The organism is Vibrio sp. R12-SW3-ISO1, from assembly GCF_059834005.1.
This window is the reverse complement of record NZ_JCBDGK010000039.1, coordinates 34,520-55,071: the sequence shown is the minus strand read 5'-3', so window position 1 is coordinate 55,071 and position 20,552 is coordinate 34,520. Positions and strand designations below refer to the sequence as shown.

The 20,552-nt window shown below is 48.6% G+C and carries 18 protein-coding genes; 13 read left to right on the top strand and 5 right to left on the bottom strand.

The genetic code is table 11. The features are described from left to right. Positions 1-131: 131 nt before the first annotated feature. Both AC6R0R_RS10500 and rimI read left to right on the top strand, forming a co-directional pair. Positions 132-539, top strand: coding sequence for a DNA polymerase III subunit psi (locus AC6R0R_RS10500; protein ID WP_500626630.1), 408 nt, complete (start codon positions 132-134; stop codon positions 537-539). A gap of 1 nt (position 540) precedes the next feature. Then, the gene (rimI, locus tag AC6R0R_RS10495; RefSeq protein WP_500626629.1) at positions 541-981 is read left to right on the top strand and encodes a ribosomal protein S18-alanine N-acetyltransferase; all 441 of its coding nucleotides are present in this window, start codon (positions 541-543) and stop codon (positions 979-981) included. A 27-nt stretch (positions 982-1,008) separates the two neighbouring features. Here rimI and AC6R0R_RS10490 read toward each other — a convergent pair whose 3' ends face one another. Then, positions 1,009-3,060, bottom strand: a complete 2,052-nt coding sequence (locus AC6R0R_RS10490) for a putative bifunctional diguanylate cyclase/phosphodiesterase (RefSeq protein ID WP_500626628.1) — start codon at positions 3,058-3,060, stop codon at positions 1,009-1,011. A 221-nt stretch (positions 3,061-3,281) separates the two neighbouring features. Between AC6R0R_RS10490 and prfC the strand changes: the two genes are divergently transcribed. Next, complete coding sequence (gene prfC / locus AC6R0R_RS10485) at positions 3,282-4,871, top strand: peptide chain release factor 3 (protein WP_500626627.1); 1,590 nt, start codon at positions 3,282-3,284, stop codon at positions 4,869-4,871. A gap of 132 nt (positions 4,872-5,003) precedes the next feature. On the opposite strand, the gene srmB is transcribed toward prfC, so the two are convergent. Both srmB and AC6R0R_RS10475 read right to left on the bottom strand, forming a co-directional pair. Beyond that, on the bottom strand, positions 5,004-6,242 hold the full coding sequence (gene srmB, locus AC6R0R_RS10480; protein WP_500626626.1) for an ATP-dependent RNA helicase SrmB: 1,239 nt from the start codon (positions 6,240-6,242) through the stop codon (positions 5,004-5,006). Between the two features lie 109 nt (positions 6,243-6,351). After that, positions 6,352-7,068, bottom strand: coding sequence for a tRNA1(Val) (adenine(37)-N6)-methyltransferase (locus AC6R0R_RS10475; RefSeq protein WP_500626625.1), 717 nt, complete (start codon positions 7,066-7,068; stop codon positions 6,352-6,354). 376 nt (positions 7,069-7,444) lie between these two features. On the opposite strand from AC6R0R_RS10475, the gene brnQ reads away from it, so the two are divergent. The 6 genes from brnQ (at position 7,445) to AC6R0R_RS10445 (ending at position 14,063) form a co-directional block, all read left to right on the top strand. Continuing rightward, positions 7,445-8,758 carry a branched-chain amino acid transport system II carrier protein gene (gene brnQ, locus AC6R0R_RS10470; RefSeq protein ID WP_500626624.1) on the top strand — a complete coding sequence of 438 codons (1,314 nt, stop codon included), beginning with the start codon at positions 7,445-7,447 and terminating at the stop codon, positions 8,756-8,758. Positions 8,759-8,919: 161 nt separating this feature from the next. Further along, positions 8,920-10,018, top strand: a protein-coding gene (gene prfB, locus AC6R0R_RS10465; protein WP_334554024.1) for a peptide chain release factor 2 whose coding sequence is annotated in 2 segments (ribosomal slippage) — positions 8,920-8,994 and positions 8,996-10,018 — 1,098 coding nt in all. Because the reading frame shifts where the segments join, the coding sequence is not laid out codon by codon here. A 42-nt stretch (positions 10,019-10,060) separates the two neighbouring features. Next, positions 10,061-11,599: a lysine--tRNA ligase gene (gene lysS / locus AC6R0R_RS10460; RefSeq protein WP_334554026.1), complete on the top strand. Its 1,539-nt coding sequence runs from the start codon at positions 10,061-10,063 to the stop codon at positions 11,597-11,599. 351 nt (positions 11,600-11,950) lie between these two features. Continuing rightward, positions 11,951-13,285, top strand: a complete 1,335-nt coding sequence (gene vpsR, locus AC6R0R_RS10455; RefSeq protein ID WP_334568414.1) for a cyclic-di-GMP-binding transcriptional regulator VpsR — start codon at positions 11,951-11,953, stop codon at positions 13,283-13,285. Between the two features lie 262 nt (positions 13,286-13,547). Next, positions 13,548-13,682 (top strand): hypothetical protein, encoded by a 135-nt coding sequence (locus AC6R0R_RS10450; protein ID WP_334554030.1) that lies wholly within the window; start codon positions 13,548-13,550, stop codon positions 13,680-13,682. Between the two features lie 129 nt (positions 13,683-13,811). Beyond that, a complete protein-coding gene (locus tag AC6R0R_RS10445; RefSeq protein WP_500626623.1) occupies positions 13,812-14,063 on the top strand; it encodes a DUF1127 domain-containing protein in 252 nt (83 codons plus the stop codon). Positions 14,064-14,166: 103 nt separating this feature from the next. Here AC6R0R_RS10445 and AC6R0R_RS10440 read toward each other — a convergent pair whose 3' ends face one another. After that, on the bottom strand, positions 14,167-15,201 hold the full coding sequence (locus tag AC6R0R_RS10440) for an NADP(H)-dependent aldo-keto reductase (protein WP_500626622.1): 1,035 nt from the start codon (positions 15,199-15,201) through the stop codon (positions 14,167-14,169). A 143-nt stretch (positions 15,202-15,344) separates the two neighbouring features. Here AC6R0R_RS10440 and AC6R0R_RS10435 point away from each other — a divergent pair, with 143 nt between their 5' ends. Continuing rightward, entirely contained in the window at positions 15,345-15,656 is a 312-nt protein-coding gene (locus tag AC6R0R_RS10435; RefSeq protein ID WP_487901851.1) for a DUF6482 family protein, read from the top strand. 7 nt (positions 15,657-15,663) lie between these two features. Here the strand turns inward: AC6R0R_RS10435 and mutH are convergent, their stop codons facing one another. Beyond that, positions 15,664-16,329, bottom strand: coding sequence for a DNA mismatch repair endonuclease MutH (mutH, locus tag AC6R0R_RS10430; protein ID WP_334554037.1), 666 nt, complete (start codon positions 16,327-16,329; stop codon positions 15,664-15,666). A gap of 614 nt (positions 16,330-16,943) precedes the next feature. Between mutH and rppH the strand changes: the two genes are divergently transcribed. The 3 genes from rppH to AC6R0R_RS10415 are packed head-to-tail and all read left to right on the top strand — an operon-like array spanning position 16,944 to position 20,511. Further along, positions 16,944-17,462 carry an RNA pyrophosphohydrolase gene (rppH, locus tag AC6R0R_RS10425; protein ID WP_334554039.1) on the top strand — a complete coding sequence of 173 codons (519 nt, stop codon included), beginning with the start codon at positions 16,944-16,946 and terminating at the stop codon, positions 17,460-17,462. Positions 17,463-17,464: 2 nt separating this feature from the next. Continuing rightward, positions 17,465-19,711, top strand: a complete 2,247-nt coding sequence (ptsP, locus tag AC6R0R_RS10420; RefSeq protein ID WP_500626621.1) for a phosphoenolpyruvate--protein phosphotransferase — start codon at positions 17,465-17,467, stop codon at positions 19,709-19,711. An 8-nt stretch (positions 19,712-19,719) separates the two neighbouring features. Next, positions 19,720-20,511, top strand: a complete 792-nt coding sequence (locus AC6R0R_RS10415; RefSeq protein WP_500626620.1) for a sulfite exporter TauE/SafE family protein — start codon at positions 19,720-19,722, stop codon at positions 20,509-20,511. The last annotated feature ends 41 nt before the right edge of the window (positions 20,512-20,552 follow it).

Genomic DNA, 20,552 nt, shown 5'->3' with positions numbered 1-20,552 from the left:
GGCTAGCTTCACTTGGTCGTGATACCCAAACGAGGCTTTTTCTGCGCACTAATCCGTTACTATTCACCGATTCTCATTACCCCCGTTTTCTCATGAATCCGTTTGTCATGAATAAAGGATAACGAACCGATATGTCTTTGTTAAACACTGGCTATCTCCATGAGATGGGCATTGATACCTACCAACTTGAGCATCCCTCACGTCTTCAAGGCGTAGAGCTTAGTCCCATCACACTGGATGATGACTGCCGTTTGTTGTTGGTATCACCTGTACTGCCTCAAGGCAGCGACGCCCTATTTTTGCAAAAGGTGTTACAAGCGATGTCATTGACCCTTGAACATGTGCGCCACGTTTATCCTCATCAGGCGATCGCCGTTAATAGCGAGGTGTTGACATGGGTTTGGTATGCCGGTTGTGATGCTCACCAATTTGAGGGCGTGAAAACCTTGGTGTCGCCAGAGTTAGCTGCGATTGATGGTAATCAAGTGGAGCGCCGCGCTTTGTGGCAGCAAATCCAAACGGCTCTCAAAGGAGAATAACATGGCACTGGTTCCATTAGCGCCAACGCACCTTGATGAGGTGTATCGCATTGAGTGTGCCGCGCATTCACATCCTTGGTCTGCCAACTTGATTAACGCCATTGAGAGCCGCGGTGCGTGCCATCAGGTGCTTGAGGTGAGTGGCGAGGTTGTGGGCTATTTTTACGCGCAGAATATTGTGGGTGAGGTGACGTTACTCAACATTGCCGTCGATCCCGCCAAGCAAGGACAGGGCTTTGGCCGAGTGCTTATTGAAGGCTTCTTGTCGATGTGTGAGGGCGCAGGCGCAGATAGCGCTTGGCTTGAAGTACGAGAAAGTAACCAGGTGGCGTTAGCTCTCTACCAAGAAGTTGGCTTCAATGAGATTGACCGTCGCGTCAACTATTACCCAACGAGCAAGGGCAAAGAAGACGCGATCATCATGAGTTATCTGTTTTTCTAAGCTTTTTTGCTTCAGCTTAGGGTTTTATTAACGCTGAGCGAACTTTGCGTCTTCCGGTAGTTCTAGCGGGTAGTAGTTGGCCTCAAAGCGGCTTTTCAGCTCACTCGCTGGCAGAGGCTTATCGAAAATGTAACCTTGGAACTGTTCGCAACCCAGTTTTTTCAGCGTCTCCAACTCGTACACATCTTCCACCCCCTCTGCGATGACTTCCAAGTTCAAACGATGCGCTGTCATGATGATGGTATCGACAATCGCTTGGTCACTTTCGTCTAAATGCAGTTGGGTGACAAATGAGCGGTCAATCTTAAGTACGTCTACCGATAAATGCTTTAAGTAGCGCAACGACGAGTAGCCGGTGCCAAAGTCATCAATCGAGGTTTTGAGATTAAACTCTTTGAGTTTAACCATCTTTTGAATCGCGCCTTCCACATTCTCGAGCAGTAAGTTTTCAGTGATTTCCAGTTCGATGCACTCTCCACTGATCCCTGCTTGCGCTAAGGCTTCATTGATGTGATCAACGAAGGACTCTTGCGCGAACTGAAGCGGACTGATATTGATCGCCAAGCGGCGGAAAGTGTCTGGCAAGATGCCCTGTTTTTTCCACTTGGCATACTGGTAGCACGCTTCCTCAATAATCCAATTACCGATTTGAAGGATCTGTCCAGTCTCTTCCGCGACCGGCATAAACACGCCCGGAGGCAATAACCCTTTTTCGGGGTGGTTCCAGCGAATTAAGGCTTCAACCCCGATAATTTGGTGTTTATCACTGACCTGAGGCTGATAATAGAGTTCAAGCTGTCCTTTGTTGATTGCCTCATGCAACCCTTTTTCAATCTCTAGGAAGGATTCAACTTGCGCCTGCATTTCAGGCTCGTAGAAGGTGTACTTGTTCTTACCTGCCACCTTGGCGCGATACAAGGCGGTATCCGCTTGGCGCAGCACATCAATGTTGGTACAGGCGACCGAAGGAAAGGTCGCGATACCGACACTGACGGTACAGTAGAGTTGGTGATCATCAATCGAATAGGGGTTTGAGATCAGTGCAAGCAATTGCTGAGCTAAACTTTTGGTTTGCTCTGGGCCCACATTGGGCAGCAAGATCGCAAACTCATCACCGCCGATCCTCGCCGCGGTGTAGCCTTTTTGCTGCCACGAGACAATACGCTTGGCGATCGCCTTGAGCAGCTGATCCCCTATAGTATGACCGAGCGAGTCATTGATGGTTTTAAAACGGTCTAAATCCAAGTAAAACAGCGCGCCGGTTTGATTATTGTGTACCGCTTGGTCAATAGACTTTCCTAGGGTTTGCATCAATAAGCTGCGATTGGCCAACCCAGTTAGCGAGTCGTAGTATGCGAGCTGATTGAGCTTCGCTTGCGCGACTTCACGGTCTTGCCATAGGGAATGGAAGGTCTTGGCAAGGTGACCGAGCTCATCATTACCTTGTAGCGGAGGAGGCGTGGTCGCACTGTGCTGATTGTTGAGTGAACGTACCCAGTTAAGCAGAGTAATCAGTGGTTTAGACAGTTTTTTGTAGAAAAAGATCAGCAAGATAGTGGTCAGCAAAATATTGCGCAGCAAATCAAACAGTAAGATTTTGCTGGTTTTGGCGATAAACTCGCGCGCAATACTGATGCCATTCACGGAGAAACTGAGTGAGCCTACCACAACATGAGAGTTAGGCTGATGGAGATCGGTCTGATAGACCGGTGATGTCGGCGTGAGGTAAGTGGCCACCAGTTCAGCAAAATCCCCTTGGCGTGTCACGCTACGCTCATTACGGGTCAGTGTATCGCCAAAGTCATCGATGATTTCCACACGGTAGATGGCGTTATCCATCATCAGCGTTGAGGCCACTTGCTCGGCCAACAACTGGTTAAGATGATAGGCCGCTTGACTCGCATTAGAGTAATTTTGCAGCAACTTGAACTGATAGTGATCTTCGATACGTTGCTGCTCTTTCGATACATCAACAAAAATCTGATACAAGCTGAAGCAGACGCCCAGCAGGACAGATACCAAAAACACCGTTTTTGCTTGGCGGATGGCTAACGAATTGATCTTTATAGTCTCGGACATAGCTTCTACTTGTGAGATGTACTTCTTAAGTTATAGCTCATATTCATTGATAATCTAATCTATCGACGAAAAGCGTGACTTTTCAATTCATCTTTTTGTATGAAGTTGCTGATTACATCAATATAAGCGAGAATACCGCGCAAAATAGAATTGAACCCAGAGTGGTTTAGGCTCGGTATGACCGAGAAAAACGGCTTACAGATAGTTAAGAAGACCTGTTCATGTCAAATACCCCATTTCTAAGCGAAGTGTCTAAACGTAGAACATTCGCGATCATCTCGCACCCCGATGCGGGTAAAACTACCATTACTGAAAAAGTGTTGTTGTTCGGACGCGCCATTCAGACCGCCGGTACGGTGAAAGGACGCGGCTCCGCTCAGCATGCCAAATCAGACTGGATGGAGATGGAAAAAGAGCGTGGCATCTCCGTGACCACCTCTGTGATGCAGTTCCCGTACAACGAATGCTTGGTCAACCTTCTCGATACCCCAGGGCACGAAGATTTCTCGGAAGATACCTACCGTACGCTGACCGCTGTTGACTCATGTCTGATGGTGATTGATGCCGCGAAAGGTGTCGAGGATCGTACCCGCAAGCTGATGGAAGTGACGCGTTTACGTGATACCCCAATCGTGACCTTCATGAACAAGCTTGACCGTGATATCCGTGATCCTATGGAGTTGCTGGATGAGGTCGAAAGCGAACTGAATATGGCGTGCGCACCAATCTCATGGCCGATTGGCTGCGGTAAAGAGTTTAAGGGTGTTTACCATATTCACCGTGACGAAACGATTCTTTACGCAACAGGCCAAGGCCACACGATTCAAGAGCAGCGCATCATCAAAGGGCTAGATAACCCAGAGCTAGACGCAGCTGTCGGCAGCGAATTGGCGGAGCAACTGCGTGAAGAGCTCGAATTGGTCATTGGCGCTTGTCCTGAGTTTGATCAAGAGCTGTTCCTTGCCGGTGAATTGACGCCTGTGTACTTCGGTACCGCATTAGGTAACTTCGGCGTTGATCATATGCTTGATGGCCTAACTGAGTGGGCTCCGGCACCAATGCCGCGTGAAGCCAATGAGCGTAAAGTTGAGGCGTCAGAAGAGAACTTCAGTGGATTTGTGTTTAAAATCCAAGCCAATATGGACCCGAAACACCGTGACCGCATCGCCTTTATGCGTATCGTGTCAGGGACATACAAGCAAGGCATGAAGATGAACCACGTTCGTCTTGGTAAGCAAGTGAACATCTCTGATGCGGTGACGTTCATGGCGGGCGATCGTTCTCGCGCTGAAAACGCGTACGCAGGTGACATCATCGGTCTCCATAACCACGGCACCATCCAAATTGGTGACACCTTTACTCAAGGTGAAGCACTGAAGTTCTCGGGTATTCCAAACTTCGCTCCTGAGCTGTTCCGTCGTATTCGCTTGAAAGATCCTCTTAAGCAAAAGCAGTTGCTCAAAGGCTTAGTGCAGCTTTCAGAAGAAGGGGCCGTGCAGGTATTCAGACCTTTGCAGAACAACGACTTAATTGTAGGCGCCGTCGGTGTCCTTCAGTTTGATGTGGTGGTTGCGCGCTTGAAAGCGGAATACAACGTGGAAGCGATTTACGAAGGGGTTAACGTGGCGACTGCACGTTGGGTTGAGTGTGAGGATGGTAAGAAGCTCGACGAGTTCCAGCGCAAGAACCAAGTCAACTTAGCCCTCGATGGCGGCGACAACTTAACTTACATCGCGCCAACCATGGTTAATCTGAACCTGGCCAAAGAGCGCTTCCCGGATGTTGAGTTCCGTGCCACTCGTGAACACTAATACCACCCCTTGAGACTGGCAAAGTCGCTGAAGTGATCAGCGGCTTTCATTGCGCAGAGTCTTGAAGTCCGACGATAAAAAAGGGTTGATGCATACACATCAACCCTTTTTTCGTATATCTAAGCGATAGCCTTACTTTTTCTTGCTGGCGCTCTTTTTCTTCGTTTTAGTCACGCTTTTCTTCTTGTCGTCTTTTTTCTTGTTCTTTTTCTTAAACACTGGTTTCTTGTGTTTTGGACGTAACTCTTTAATAAAGCGCTCTTTGATCTCTTCTTTCACGTAGCGAGCGACGCGATCCATCATGGGTTGATCGTGCGCTTCTACCAGTGAGACTGCGTTGCCTTTCTTGCCTGCGCGTGCGGTACGGCCAATGCGGTGCAGGTAAACATCTGCGCTGCGTGGCAAGTCAAAGTTGATCACATGGCTGACATCCGGCAGGTCAATACCACGCGCGGCAACGTCGGTGGCGAGCAGAACGTTGACCGTTCCATCACGGAATCGCGCAATGGCGTTGTTGCGGCGATCTTGTGGCATTTCGCCTTGGATCCACGCACAAGGGATCTGCGCTTTTTCCAGTTCGCCACGTAAATCCGCCAAACGTTCGCGGGTTTTTAAAAAGATGATGCTGCGCTGAGCTTGCTCGGTGAGGATGGTTTTGAGTAGCGCCAGTTTGTGCTCCATATCATCTGCACGGTGATACCACTGAGCGATTTTCTTACGTTCGCGGCGTGATGGCTCGGCATCAATTTCCGCCGGATTCGTCAATAGATCAGCTGTGAAACCTTCCACACCTCGGCCTTCGAGCGTGGCAGAAAAAAGCAGAGTTTGTTTACGCCAACGACATTCATTTGAAAGGCGGTCAACCGTTGGACCAAAGCCCATGTCGAGCATTCGGTCCGCTTCATCGAGGATTAACCATTCAATTGCTCGACAATCGAATCGCTCCGCGTTGATGTATTCCATTAAGCGGCCCGGTGTTGCAACAACGATATCTTGGGTCTTTTTCAAAATGTCGGCGTGCTCTTCATATTGAACACCGCCAGTAATAGTGAAAATGTTGAGATTGGTGTTTTTCGCTAAAGCGCGCGCTTGATCCGCCACTTGCATTGCCAGTTCACGTGTCGGCGTTAAGATCAGCACGCGTGCAGGCCCAGGTTTACGGCGCGGGAAATCTTGCAAATATTGCAGAGCGGGTAGCACGAACGCCGCTGTTTTGCCTGTTCCTGTGGGCGCAGACGCGAGAATATCTCGACCATCAAGGGCGTGTGGAATTGCTTCCGCCTGAATCTGGGTTGGGCGGCTGTAACCCATCTCTTCGATGGCTTCGAGTAGATTGTTGTCTAGCTCAAGTTCGGCAAAATTTTTGATCACTCTGGTCTCTCCACAAGCGCACGAAATGGTTTTTATCCCTCTATTTTGACCTCAGGGATAACAAAGGTCGCATAGTATAGTGTCTTTGGTGATAAGGATCACACCTTAATTACGGCATCTTTAAATAAAACGCTCTCGTCAGAGCGACAAAATCTTCGCTGTACTCGGCTCCGTCATGGATCAGCAGTGATTGATATTGGCACTCACCTGCGGTGTGTTGCAGTTCAAACATCAGGCGACTGACGGGTTTAGTGACTGTGGTGCGTACTTCACACCGCCTTCTTAACGACCAACCCATATTCTGCGCTAACTCGATAAAAGCTTCCCCTTCCACTTGAGGCAAGATGAAACTGGCGGTGCCAAGAGGCGCGAGCAGTTGCTGACATCGTCGCAATAAAGGTTCGTGTGCCAATGTATCGGCATGCCTTGCGATGGCGCGAGCGGGGGCTTTGGCAGACTCGCCAGTGGTGAAATAGGGAGGATTACAAATAATCGCGTCAAAAGCGTCTGGGAGTTCGGCGCTGAGGATATCACCTTGGAGAAGACGTAATCTGCTGTTCCACGGACTGGCGCTGAAATTACTTTGCGCGGCGCAAATGGCGTGATGGTCAATATCTATCGCGCATATCTGTGCATCTGGGTTGCGCTGGGCGCACATCAAGGCTAATAGCCCCGTTCCAGTGCCGATGTCGAGTATTTGATGTGCGTACTCTATCTGCGCCCACGCGCCGAGCATGACACCATCGGTACTGACGGGCATCCCCGATTGTCCAGACTGAATAGAAAACTGTTTAAATGAAAACGCTTTAGTGGCTTTGATGGTCATTGGAATCTTATGTTGTCATTGAATGTTATGGTGGTGATTTCAGTGGTTGTTAATGATCTGTATGGTTTTTTGTTCTTCTTGTTGTGGTGCTGTTGGTGATTTTAATTGGTATTAAAATCCAATTTTTCCTCTTCAACTAGTGATTGCTGCTGTATATCTGAGTGTACTCTAAATTTATATGGTGTTTTTCGCCATTCGGTTGCGAAAGCGACACGGTTTGTTCATCATGCGCGCCTTATTTTAAAGATTGAGTGGGTCAATGACATCACTCTCCATTCACAACATCGATATCTCCCATCAGGTTATGGGGTAGCCGAGTTTACTCGATACTGCCGTCATAGTCGCATTGGGAACAGAAGTATAAGAAGGTTCTCTCGTGAATCAGAGTTTAAAAATCACAGATATTCTTGCGCTCGGCTTCATGCTGTTCGCGTTTTTTTTAGGTGCGGGTAACATCATCTTTCCACCGATTGCCGGTCAGTTTGCAGGCGACAATGTGTTCCCTGCAATGATGGGTTTTCTCGCGACGGCTGTCGGTTTGCCACTGGCAACGATCATTGCGATCGCCGTAGCCGGTGGTTCATGGGATCATCTGACAGAGCATTTGCCAAAGCGCGCTGCTGTGGTGATGGCGGTACTGATTTTCGTCATTATCGGCCCAGCGTTCGCGGCTCCTCGTACTGGTTTGGTTGCCTACGAGATGGCGATCAAACCCTTCTTGGCTGACGCCGCGCAAATGCAGTTGACCATGTTCTCCATTCTCTTTTTTGCGGTTGCGGTGTTCTTTGCTTGGTCTCAAGGCAAACTGATTGATGTGATTGGTAAAGTGCTGACGCCGGCGCTGTTTATTGGCCTGATTGTCTTGGCCGGTGCGGTCTTTATTGCTCCTCAAGGCGAGATTTTAGCGGCGCAAGGTGAGTATTTAACTCACCCATTGCAAAAAGGATTTCTGGAAGGCTATAACACCATGGATACCTTTGGCGCCTTGATGTTTGGGGTGTTGATTGTTGATGCGCTGCGCCAAAAAGGCATCACTTCACAAAAAGCGACCTCAAAATACCTGATCAGTGCAGCCTGCATTGCCGCTGTGGGACTTGCGTTTGTCTACATCTCACTCTTCTACCTCGGCGCGACCAGTTCTGAAGTTGCAGCGGGCGCGGACAATGGTGGTGTAGTGTTAAGCTTGTATGTTCAAGCGCTGTTTGGTCCGTACGGTCAAGTGGTTCTCTCTGTCATCGTGTTGCTGGCGTGTTTGACGACGGCGATCGGCCTTATCTCTGCGTGTTCTGACTATTTCAGCTCGCTCACTCCGCTCTCTTATAAGCAGTGGGTGATCATTAATGGGGTGGCGTGTGCTGTGGTGGCGAACGTCGGCCTCGCTCAACTGATTGCCCTTTCAGTACCAGTGCTGTTTGCGCTTTACCCGGTTGCCATTGCTCTGATCGCGTTGACCTTTATGCGTAACAAGCTCGCGAATCCAGCTATGGCGTACCGTGTGGTGATTCTTGTTGCTTTGCTGTTTGCGCTTATTGATGCCGCTAAGGTGGCAGGGTTGGATATGTCAGCACTGAGCATGTTGCCGCTTTTTGATGTCGGCATGGGCTGGTTGCTGCCAACGGCGGCGGCGATGGTGTGCATGATGTTCATCGGCCAATCTGAGCAAGCGTCACTGGCACAAGATAACGCTTAACCGCGCGTATTTCTTTGCGCCCAATCCCTTGTCATACCCTGTGTGACAAGGGATTGTTGTTTATGACGCACTGCCAGTCCTGTTCAAAAAATTCCTGTATCTTCGTCACACTTTTCAGTACAATTCTTCGGTTAAATTCTACTCATCAATGTTGAGCAAACATGTTTGAAATCAATCCAATTAAAAACCGCTTACAGGACGTGTCTCAGCGCACTTTAGTCCTGAGGGGGTATCTTTGACTATGACGCCAAAAAAGAGCGTCTAGAAGAAGTCAACGCAGAACTGGAACAACCAGATGTCTGGAACGAACCCGAACGCGCACAAGCGTTAGGTAAAGAGCGTGCGGCGTTAGAAGCTGTCGTGGAAACCATTGATCAGCTCGACCAAGGAGTTGAAGATGTTGATGGTTTACTTGAGCTTGCGGTCGAAGAAGACGATCAAGAAACTTTCGATGAAATCGAGCCCGAGCTTGCGGAACTGGAAGCGAAGCTTGAACAGCTTGAATTCCGTCGTATGTTCTCTGGCGATCACGATGCGTCTGATTGCTATATCGACCTGCAATCTGGCTCGGGCGGTACCGAAGCGCAAGACTGGACATCAATGATGCTGCGCATGTACTTGCGCTGGGCAGAAGCCAAAGGCTTCAAAACCGAAGTGATCGAAGTGTCAGAGGGTGAAGTGGCGGGCTTGAAAGGCGCGACGGTGAAAATCTCTGGCGAGTATGCTTATGGTTGGCTTCGCACTGAAACTGGCGTGCATCGTCTAGTCCGTAAATCGCCGTTTGACTCTAGCGGCCGCCGTCATACTTCGTTTGCTTCTGCGTTTATCTACCCAGAGATTGATGACAACATCGATATCGACATTAACCCTGCGGATTTGCGCATTGACGTGTACCGTGCGTCCGGTGCGGGTGGTCAGCACGTTAACACCACCGAATCGGCGGTACGTATTACTCACGTACCTACCAACACGGTCGTGCAATGTCAGAACGATCGCTCTCAGCACAAGAACAAAGATCAGGCGATGAAGCAGCTGCGCGCTAAGCTCTTTGAACTTGAGATTCAAAAGCAGAATGCAGAGAAGCAGGCCAACGAAGACGCGAAGTCTGACATTGGTTGGGGCAGCCAGATTCGTTCTTACGTCCTAGATGACTCGCGCATTAAAGATCTGCGTACCGGGGTAGAAAACCGCAATACACAAGCGGTACTGGATGGCGATCTAGACAAATTTATTGAAGCTAGCCTGAAATCAGGCCTGTAAGCTTTTCACCGACACTCAGAAACGAAACAGGATACATCGAAAATGACTGATGCTGTTCAAAACGAAAATCAACAAGACGTCCTTTCACCTGAAGAAAACAAGCTGATTGCTGAGCGCCGCGCGAAGCTGGACGCTATCCGCAAGAGCTGCAAGGCAAATGGCCATCCTAATGACTTCCGTCGTGATGCACTAGCGGGCGATCTACAAAAAGAGTTCGGTGAGAAGAGCAAGGAAGAGCTAGAAGCGCTCAACCACGTGGTGGCGATTGCCGGCCGTATTATGGCTAAGCGTGGTCCGTTCCTTGTGATTCAAGAGACATCTGGCCGTATTCAAGCGTATGCGGCAAAAGACGTACAAAAGCACCTTAAAGAGCAATACCAAGGTTTGGATATCGGTGACATCATCGGTGTCAAAGGCGCGCTGCATAAATCCGGTAAAGGCGATCTTTACGTGAATATGGAAGAGTACGAATTGCTGACCAAGGCGCTTCGTCCACTGCCAGAGAAATTCCACGGCCTGACTGACCAAGAGATGCGTTACCGCCAGCGTTACGTTGACCTGATTGTCAATGAAGATTCACGCCAAGCGTTTATCATTCGCTCTAAACTTGTTTCTGCGATCCGAAACTTCATGAGCTCAAAAGGCTACCTTGAAGTGGAAACGCCAATGATGCACGTCATCCCTGGTGGTGCGACCGCTCGTCCATTCGTGACGCACCACAATGCGTTGGATATCGACATGTACCTACGTGTGGCGCCAGAGCTGTACTTGAAGCGTCTCGTTGTGGGCGGTTTTGATCGCGTATTTGAGATCAACCGTAACTTCCGTAACGAAGGTCTATCGCCACGTCACAACCCAGAATTCACCATGATGGAATTCTACCAAGCGTACTCTGACTATAAAGATCTGATGGATCTCACTGAAGAGATGCTCAGCACTGTAGCCATGGATGTTCTTGGTTCTACCTCTATGCCTTACGGTGATGAGACGGTAGAGTTTGGTGGTACGTACGCTCGTATGAGTATGTTTGAAGCTATCAAGCACTACAACCCAGATCACGCTGAGATCCAAGCACTAACAGAAGCGGACTTGCAAGATCGCGAGAAAATGGTCGCGATTGCTAAATCTGTTCATGTTGACGTGGAACCGTTTTGGACGTGTGGTCAGCTACTTGAAGAGATCTTCGGTGAAACGGCTGAACCTCAACTGATTCAGCCAACCTTTATTACCGGTTACCCGGCGGATATTTCGCCTCTGGCTCGCCGTAGCGATGACAACCCGTTCTTTACTGACCGTTTCGAGTTCTTTATTGGCGGCCGCGAAGTGGCGAACGGTTTCTCTGAGCTTAACGATGCAGAAGACCAAGACGCCCGCTTTAAAGCGCAAGTGGATGCGAAAGATGCCGGTGACGATGAAGCCATGTATTACGATGCAGACTACATCACGGCACTTGAGCACGGCTTGCCACCCACAGCGGGCCAAGGGATTGGTATTGATCGCCTAGCGATGCTGTTTACCAACACGCACACGATTCGTGACGTGATTCTGTTCCCAGCCATGCGTCCGCAAGCGCAATCTTAATCGGATACGCGATTGACGTTAAAAACCACCTTCGGGTGGTTTTTTTATGCCTGGATAAGGTGAAAAGAGAAAGATTAATAAATAATGCGAATGTTTTTTGGATCTGTATCTCAAGCTCATATGTAAGATGTGGCATTATCTAAATAGTCTTAACATTAAGACAGACACTCTGCGAGAGTCTCTATAATGTAACTAACCAGTGTCGCATTTTCGATGAGTGGGTGTGATTTGAATGGTCTAAGGGGCGAGATTGTTCCTTTTATATGTTTGCCATCCAGCCTTACTCACCGCTGGCGAAATCGCCGATAGCAGTGGCACAGTAGTAGAATAATAGTGATAAGGAATAGCGTCATGGGAAATCAATTCCGCATGGATTCCGTTCCGGGATCGTTAGTGGTCGTGGGAGGAACGTATGAGCCCTGGTTGTCAGTGCTGGAACAAGTTGGCTGGCGGTGTACCCAAGTCGCGGATTTAAGAAAAGCCGATAGCTTGTTCAACGAAACCGGACCTTGTATCGGTATTGTCGATTTAAGTCATGATGAGTTTAGTCTCAATGGCATTGCGAATTTGGTGAGTAATCATAAGCAGGTACGTTGGCTGGCCTTTATTCGTGAGTCACAGTTGAGCTCTGACACCATCTGTCAGTTTATCGTCAACTTCTGTATTGATTTTTTCACCGCCCCGATCCCTGATGCGCAATTGCTCAGCACCATAGGTCACCAATTAGGGATGCTCAAGCTTGAGCAAAAGGTGTGGCCTTACTACGGCAACAATAGTGATATGGGGCTGATTGGTGACTCTATTCCAGTCAAACGCCTACGCGATCAGATTAAACGCATCGGGCCTACCGATGTCAGCATTCTGATTTACGGTGAAAATGGCACGGGCAAAGAAACGGTGGCCAGAGCGGTACACAAGACCTCCTCAAGAGCCAACAAAGAGTTTGTTTCCGTCAATTGTCGAGCCATGTCTGAGAGTCGAATTGAAAGTGATCTGTTTGGTCTTCAACGTCATGACAGTGATGAGCCTTGTTTGCTGGAAAAAGCCCATGGTGGAACCGTGTTATTGAACGACATTCTCACTTTGCCCAAATCTCAGCAAGTGAACTTACTGAGATTCTTGCAAGAGGGGACGATAGAAACCAAAGAGGGCCCAAAAGAAGTCGATGTGAGGATTCTTGCGGCGAACTCAGCGGATATCGAGAAAGCTTTGATTGATGGAGACTTCAATGAGGAGCTTTATCATTACATCAATGTGCTGCGCATCAACGTTCCGAGTTTAAAAGAGCGTGCCGGAGACATTGCGATTTTGGCGCGTCATTTCTTGCAGGAGTACTCTAAGGAATACAACGCCCAAGCGCGCAGTTTTACTGAAGAGGCGTTGCGAGAGCTCACTCGTTACCATTGGCCTGGTAACGTGCGGGAGCTGATGAACCAGATTAAGCGCGTGGTGCTGATGTCCGACAGTGTGATGCTAGACGATCAGCAATTGGATCTCCCTAAACGCACCGACGGTAAACGAAGTTTGAAAAGTATCCGTGAGCGAAGTGAGCGCGATGCGCTGTTGTTGGTGCTTGAATCCCATTCGGGACAAGTGTCTATGGCGGCCAAAGAATTGGGTGTATCGCGTGCCACTATGTATCGTTTGTTAAACAAACATAACTTGATCAGTGACGCGACTGTTTAATTGATTGTTTTGTAAATAAAAAGCCATGCTTCGATTGCATGGCTTTTTGCTATTGGCTCAACAGGATCTGCCATCTATAAGATATTCGCAGTTTGAATATCTTATATTCAGGGAGAATAAAAACATGATTCAGTTGAAAAACGTGTTTTTAACTTTCCATTAATAAATCGGTTGATTAATCATCCTTGGTGGTTAGAATTTAACCATGAGCTCAACGCTCTACACACCCAACGGATTCTTTATTTTTGCTAGGAGGCGCACAATGACACATTTCATCATGACACCCGTGTTTACCCTTTGTGCCTCTGACGCCGTTAGCGCCGCGATGATCATGACAGATTGGTCTCACACCCTATCTATGTCTGATATCGCCCGAAAACCGGCCCGCACACAATAACGTATCCGTATCCTTTTTCTTTTAATTGGCTGCGGAAATGCAGCGAATTAAAAGTGATGGATCACACGACTCTTTCCTCATTTTTGCTTCCATGTGTTTCCCCAGCAACGTATAGACTGGAGATTTCTCATGAGTCATTCTGTATATCTAAAACTTGCTACCCTACTTGTTAAAGCGGACTTGAGCCGTGAAGAGCGAGCTTGGAAACGAAAAATCAGACGCAGTGCGCACCATATCCCATGGGAGAACGTGCACCTGCTAAGAGATATTGGTTTGGAAAGCGATGGTCGTCCGATTGGCCTGAGTGAACCTGCCCACGTCAAAGCCGAGCGCCGTATTCGTCACCTTCGTCGTGTGCTGAGTACGCGAATACCGACGTAACGTTAGGGGCTGGCGGTGATGACCGTCAGCCCCTAAAACTGAGCAAAAAACCGACCGTGAAGGTCGGTTTTTACGTTTGTACGCCAGTGTGGTGGATACGTCCTTATGGGCAAGGATTGGAATATTGAATGCCAATGGCTTGCAAGCCATCAAGCAGTTCAGGGCTTAAAGTGATATCGAGACTGTCAATATTGGATTTCAACTGTGTCAGGCTGGTGGCACCGATAATATTGGAGGCGACAAATGGTCTTTGATTGACGAAAGCCAATGCCATCTGCGCGGGATCCAGCCCATGTTCACGCGCCAGCGAGACGTACGCCTGTGTGGCGGCGATCCCTTGTGGTGTAAAGTAGCGCACAAAGCGTTCGTACAAGCTGCAACGGGCGCCTGTAGGTTTGGCACCATCAAGGTATTTACCACTCAAACAGCCAAAGGCGAGCGGGGAATAGGCCAGAAGTTGCACGCCTTCGAAATGGCTGATTTCAGAAAGACCGACTTCAAAGCTGCGATTAAGTAAATTGTAGGGGTTTTGAATCGAAACGATCCGTGGCAATTCATGCTTCTCTGCGAGTTTGAGTAGCGACATAACTCCCCAAGGAGTTTCGTTAGAGACGCCGATATAGCGTACTTTTCCTGCACGGACCGATTCCGCCAAGGCTTCTAGGGTTTCGATCAGGGTGACTTCCTGCTGCTGATCCGGATAAGGATAATTAAGCTGACCGAAACAGTTCGTCTGACGCTGAGGCCAGTGGATTTGATACAGGTCGACATAGTCTGTTTGCAAACGCTGCAAGCTATCATCAATGGCTTGGTGAATGTTACGCCAGTCGAGCCTCATGTTGTCACGGATATAAGGCACGCTACGTGGACCGGCGACTTTGGTCGCTAAAATGACTTTCTCACGCTTACCTGATTTTTTGAGCCAGTTGCCAATATAGGTTTCGGTTAACCCCTGGCTTTGCGCTTTGGGCGGTACCGGGTACATTTCGGCGGTATCAATAAAGTTGACGCCACGCTCTAAGGCATAATCTAGCTGACTGAATGCGTCTTGCTCTGTGTTCTGTTCACCAAAGGTCATGGTTCCAAGAGCAATCTGACTGACTTCGAGAGATGAGTGCGGTAACTTGTTGTATTGCATGAACCTTCCTAGTTTCCAGTGGAGATAACTCCAATATAGGGCAAGGTGTGGCTGGTGGATATAGGGTTTATTAACAATTTCGCAAAATTCTGCGTCTTGACTATCTTTAAGAGATCCAGGTTTTTAAGGGATGAAGGTGCGCGATGCAAAAAGTTCAGTTAGATAAATGGATCCACGGCGATCACAAAGAGAGTTATCAGCCGCCCAAGGTGTTCGTTATCGGATGTTCCGATGTATCGCAATACTTGTTAGCGGTGGAATACAAGCATAAGCTCGAACCCATCAGAGAAGGAGAAGAACCCCTTCATTTTGATTCGATAGAGCAGGTGAGAGAGGCGCTGTTGAAACTCGGTGTTGAGCGCGCCTACTTAAGATTGCACAACACCTATGATGAGTGTGGCTCGGGCAGTGGACCTCGTTTTCACGATGTGGCGTTGTCGCTCACGACGCATTGAGCTGGCGCTAAATAAAATGACGAGCGAGTATGTTGGCGGTAAATTGCGTACGCAAGTAAAAGCCGCGAGGTAGCGTCTTGATGCGTTTTCCTGTTGCGCCGTAGGCGTCGGTTGAGACTCGACTGTTGGCGGCTTTCGGTCTGATTTGCAGGACTTCACCGTGCTTAGCGGTAATGTGGCTGACTTGACCAAGTACGATCATCTCCATCAGCTCTTCCCAGTCCGCTTGCAGTTGACGTTCTTCTTCGACACTTGGCGACCACAAAAGCGGGGAGCCAACACGCCGCTCTGCTAGTGGAATTTCGCGCTCCCCCTCAACCGGCACCCACAGTACCCGTGATAACTTGTTTCTTACGTGGCTGTTTTCCCATGTTAAACCATGCACTCCCGTTAAGGGGGCGACACAAACAAAGGTGGTTTCCAGTGGCTTACCGCTATAACTGATGGGAATGGTCTTAAGTTCAATCCCGAGATGCTCAAAGTCTTGCTGTGGTTTGCTGCCTGCGGTTGCGCCTAAATGCCATTCCAGTAATTGACCGACCCAGCCTTTGTCACGCTGTAGATTTGCCGGCACCGTCATCTGGGCTTCCTGGGCGAGCTCTGCAAAAGTGAGCCCTGCGATTTGGCTAGCTCGTTCAAACAGTTCTTGCTCGGAGTGTGGGGCTGGTTTCATCAATACGATTCCTTAAGGTGGTGAGACATTGTATCGAATCCATTCGAGCGATGAAATCTTGCTTGGGATCCCAAGTGGTGAAAGATCCTACTAAATAAACTTATCCACAGAATTTCATCGACATTAAGCAATATTTTTAATATCTGGATCAATTAACAGGGGTTTTAGGGCTGTTTTAGGCTTGATTTCTGCGGTTGTTGTTATTTTACACCTTGTCTGTGTGGATAAAGTGTCCTGTGGTGGATCTTTAACCGATCTGTGTTGTGCGTTAAATATGTCAGATAAAAAGGGATTGGTAATAAGCTGTCTTCTTCTATTGTATTGTTTTTAAATGGTTTTTTTGCGTAACGTTCTTTCTGTTTTATTTTGCTAGGTGAGGCTTGGCGGGAAAATGATCAGTTGAACCGAGATTCTTCACATAGTTATACACAGAAAAGGTGAATAAATGTGGGCCATGTCTCACAACTGTGTGAATAACTGTAGGATTGACCGAAAAATATGCAGAGTAGGTGCGTGACGCCATAAATTGAGTGTGAGTCACAATAGGAAGTTTGCTCCGATTGGGGATATGTGGAAAAATCACTGTAATAAAAGATTTTACTAGAGGGTGGCCAGTGATAGATGGCGATGGTTACCGCTTAAATGTGGGAATTGTAATCTGTAACAACCATGGTCAGGTATTCTGGGCTAAACGATACGGACAACATTCTTGGCAGTTTCCTCAAGGGGGAATTGACGACGGTGAGACTCCCGAGCAAGCAATGTATCGGGAACTGTATGAAGAAGTGGGTTTAACAAAGAGTGATGTCACCATAGTGGCAACGAGTCGTCATTGGTTAAGGTATAAATTACCCAAACGGCTGGTTCGATGGGACTCAAAACCTGTTTGTATCGGGCAAAAACAGAAATGGTTCCTCCTGCGGCTAGATTGCGATGAAGCAAAGATCAATATGCAGCACGGGAGTTCCCCTGAATTTGATGGTTGGCGTTGGGTAAGTTATTGGTATCCGGTGCGACAAGTGGTTTCTTTCAAGCGTGATGTGTATCGCCGCGCAATGAAAGAGTTCGCCTCGATGGCAATGCCGTTCAAAGAACGCAGGACGAAAGGCAAACGTAAACACAAAAGAGGATAGACATGCTGTCTCAACTAAGGGAAATAGTTGAACAAGTTTCTAAGGTCGATGATGTGCATCAGGCCTTAGATGTATTGGTTAAGCAAACGTGCAACGCGATGAGTACGGAGTGTTGTACTGTCTATCTTGCAAATGAAGAAATGCAGCGCCTTGAGCTGATGGCGACTCAAGGTCTGCGCTTTAAAGGGGATAAAATTCATATCCGCTTTGAAGAGGGCTTGGTAGGTTTGGTCAAGCGCAGTGCTGAGCCGCTCAACCTCGCTGAAGCCTCCAAACACCCGGATTTCAAATACTTCTCCGAGCTGGGTGAAGAGATTTATCACAGCTTCCTTGGCACACCGATTATCCACCGTAAGCAAGTGTTGGGTGTTTTGGTGGTGCAGCAAAAGACGCCGCGTCAGTTTGACGAAATGGAGGAGTCCTTCCTTGTTACCCTAGCGGCGCAGCTTGCGGTGATTATTGCCCATGCTCAAACCCAAGGTCATTGGCGATTAGAGAAAAAGCAGCAAGCGATTCGAGGGCTGCCTGCCTCAAGTGGTGTGGCCATTGGTGAGTTCTGGTGGGACGATACTCAGCCAGAGTTATCTGAGGTCTACCCAGCCTCAACACTGGATATCGAACGAGAGCAAGAGTGGCTCTTACTGGCGATTGAAGAAGCGCTCGGCGATTTTCGTCGTATGCGTAAAAAGCTCGACAGTGAAATCAACAAAGACGCTTTAGCCATTTTTGACCTCTTTACTCATTTGCTTAACGATCCCATGTTGCGCAAAGATCTCAAGTCGCAAATCCAAAAAGGCGATAGAGCTGACTGGGCGCTGAGACAAGTGGTCGAGTCCTACTCGAACCGTTTTGCCCGTATGTCGGATCTCTATCTACGAGAAAGAGCGCAAGACATTCGCGAGCTAGGTCAACGCTTACTGTTTTTCTTGCACAATACCAACAAAGAGCAGCAATTGATTGAGCGCCCAATCATCCTCGTGGTGCGTGAACTGACCGCTTCTTTGCTCGCCTCTATCCCTAAAGATAAGTTACTGGCGGTGATTGCCTTAGAGGGCGCGGCGAACTCGCACGCCGCGATTTTGTCGCGTGCGCTCGGTATTCCGGCCGTGATGGGCGTAAACCTCAATCTCAAAGCGATCAATGGTAAGCAGGGGATTGTCGACGGTTACAGCGGTAAGATTCTGATTTCACCGAGTAAACAGTTACTGAGAGAGTATCGCGCGCTGGTCAACGAAGAGGCGGAGCTGTCTAACTTGGTCAATCAGACCATTCAAGCTCCGGCTTGCACTCAGGATGGTGAACGAGTGGAAGTGATGCTCAATGCTGGTCTGAGCGCAGACACCAACATTGCCATCAATCAGGGCGTTGATGGGGTTGGCCTCTATCGAACCGAAATTTCTTTTTTGCTTCAGCACCGTTTTCCTTCGGAAGAAGAGCAAACCCAGCAGTATCAAGCGGTACTCAATAGTTATCCAGACAAACGAGTGGTGATGCGCACGCTTGATATCGGCGGGGATAAAGCCTTACCCTATCTGCCGATTGAAGAGGACAATCCATTTCTTGGTTGGCGCGGTATCCGTTTTACCTTAGATCATCCCGATATTTTCTTGATGCAGATACGCGCGATGCTACGCGCGAGCACGACGCATCACAACTTAAGTATTTTGCTGCCTATGGTATCAGGGGCGCAGGAGTTGGATGATGCCATCACGCTGATTGAGCGGGCTTATCAAGAAGTCAAACTGCTCGATGAGCGACTGAGCATGCCGCAAATTGGCGTCATGATTGAAGTGCCTTCGATGATTTATCTGCTTCCGATGATTGCCGAGAAAGTCGATTTTGTCTCTATCGGGACGAACGACTTAACCCAATACCTGTTGGCGGTGGATCGCAATAATTCACGCGTGGCCGATGTCTATGAATCTATGCATCCATCGGTGGTGATGGCACTGGATCACATTCGCCGTACCTGCGATGAGTTAGGCATTCCGGTGTGCATCTGTGGTGAATTGGCGGGCGATCCGATCGGGGCGATGTTGATGGTGGGCTTGGGGTATCGAAGCCTGAGTATGAATACCTCGAATGTCGCTAAGATCAAATATCTCCTCAGACATACTCAGGTCGATGAACTGCAACATTTGGCGCAAAATGCGCTGTCACAAGCTTATGGAAAAGACATCTATGCTATGATGCAGGCCTTTTTTGAGCAGAAAGGTTTTGCCGGCTTTATTCGCGCAGGTAAACGATAGGATAGGCAGTGTTTGTAGTATTTCTTGGCTTATTGCTGGTACTCGGTGCCTTTGTCGGCATGATGGCGGGCTTACTTGGCATTGGCGGCGGTTTGATTGTCGTCCCCTCGTTGCTTTTCTTACTTCCATTGGCGGGGATTGATCCTGATATCGCCATGCACATGGCCCTCGCGACCTCGCTTGCATCGATTATCATCACTTCCGGCTCATCGGCCCTCAACCACTTTAAACTCGGTAATGTCGATATGTTCGTCATCAAGTGGCTGATGCCCGGTGTGGTGATTGGCGGCTTTCTTGGCGCGCACGTCGCAGAGTGGATACCGGCCGCTTACTTACCCAAAGTGTTTGGAGGCATTGTTCTGATGCTCTCTTTGCAAATGCTGTTTTCTCTCAAAGCGACTCAAACGAGAGAAATGCCAGGACACGCGGCAACGTTCTCGACGGGGATGGGGATTGGTGTGGTGTCGAGTCTGGCCGGGATCGGTGGTGGGTCATTGTCGGTACCGTTTCTCAATCGTCATGGGATTGAAATGAGAAAAGCGGTTGGTTCATCATCAGTCTGTGGCTGTGTATTGGCAATCTCGGGTATGTTGGGGTTTATTCTTAACGGCATGCAGGCACAAGCTCTGCCTGCGGGTAGCCTCGGCTATGTCTATTTACCGGCCTTAGTGGCGATCGCCTCCACCTCAATGTTGACCACTCGTTTTGGTGCGACATTAGCGACCAGTATGCCAACCACGAGGCTGAAAAAAATATTTGCACTGTTTTTAATGTTCGTTGCGGGAACTATGCTACTGTGACGCACTCTCAACTTCTATCTTGAACTTATTGAACACCACAA

Excerpts from the sequence above, each read along its gene's own strand:
- ptsP (WP_500626621.1), top strand. The coding sequence starts at position 17,465 with ATGCTGTCTCAACTAAGGGAAATAGTTGAACAAGTTTCTAAGGTCGAT.
- AC6R0R_RS10445 (WP_500626623.1), top strand. The coding sequence starts at position 13,812 with ATGAGTCATTCTGTATATCTAAAACTTGCTACCCTACTTGTTAAAGCG.
- prfC (WP_500626627.1), top strand. The coding sequence starts at position 3,282 with ATGTCAAATACCCCATTTCTAAGCGAAGTGTCTAAACGTAGAACATTC.
- AC6R0R_RS10490 (WP_500626628.1), bottom strand. The coding sequence starts at position 3,060 with ATGTCCGAGACTATAAAGATCAATTCGTTAGCCATCCGCCAAGCAAAA.
- lysS (WP_334554026.1), top strand. The coding sequence starts at position 10,061 with ATGACTGATGCTGTTCAAAACGAAAATCAACAAGACGTCCTTTCACCT.
- mutH (WP_334554037.1), bottom strand. The coding sequence starts at position 16,329 with ATGAAACCAGCCCCACACTCCGAGCAAGAACTGTTTGAACGAGCTAGC.
- AC6R0R_RS10475 (WP_500626625.1), bottom strand. The coding sequence starts at position 7,068 with ATGACCATCAAAGCCACTAAAGCGTTTTCATTTAAACAGTTTTCTATT.
- AC6R0R_RS10440 (WP_500626622.1), bottom strand. The coding sequence starts at position 15,201 with ATGCAATACAACAAGTTACCGCACTCATCTCTCGAAGTCAGTCAGATT.
- AC6R0R_RS10500 (WP_500626630.1), top strand. The coding sequence starts at position 132 with ATGTCTTTGTTAAACACTGGCTATCTCCATGAGATGGGCATTGATACC.
- AC6R0R_RS10435 (WP_487901851.1), top strand. The coding sequence starts at position 15,345 with ATGCAAAAAGTTCAGTTAGATAAATGGATCCACGGCGATCACAAAGAG.
- AC6R0R_RS10450 (WP_334554030.1), top strand. The coding sequence starts at position 13,548 with ATGACACATTTCATCATGACACCCGTGTTTACCCTTTGTGCCTCTGAC.
- vpsR (WP_334568414.1), top strand. The coding sequence starts at position 11,951 with ATGGGAAATCAATTCCGCATGGATTCCGTTCCGGGATCGTTAGTGGTC.
- rimI (WP_500626629.1), top strand. The coding sequence starts at position 541 with ATGGCACTGGTTCCATTAGCGCCAACGCACCTTGATGAGGTGTATCGC.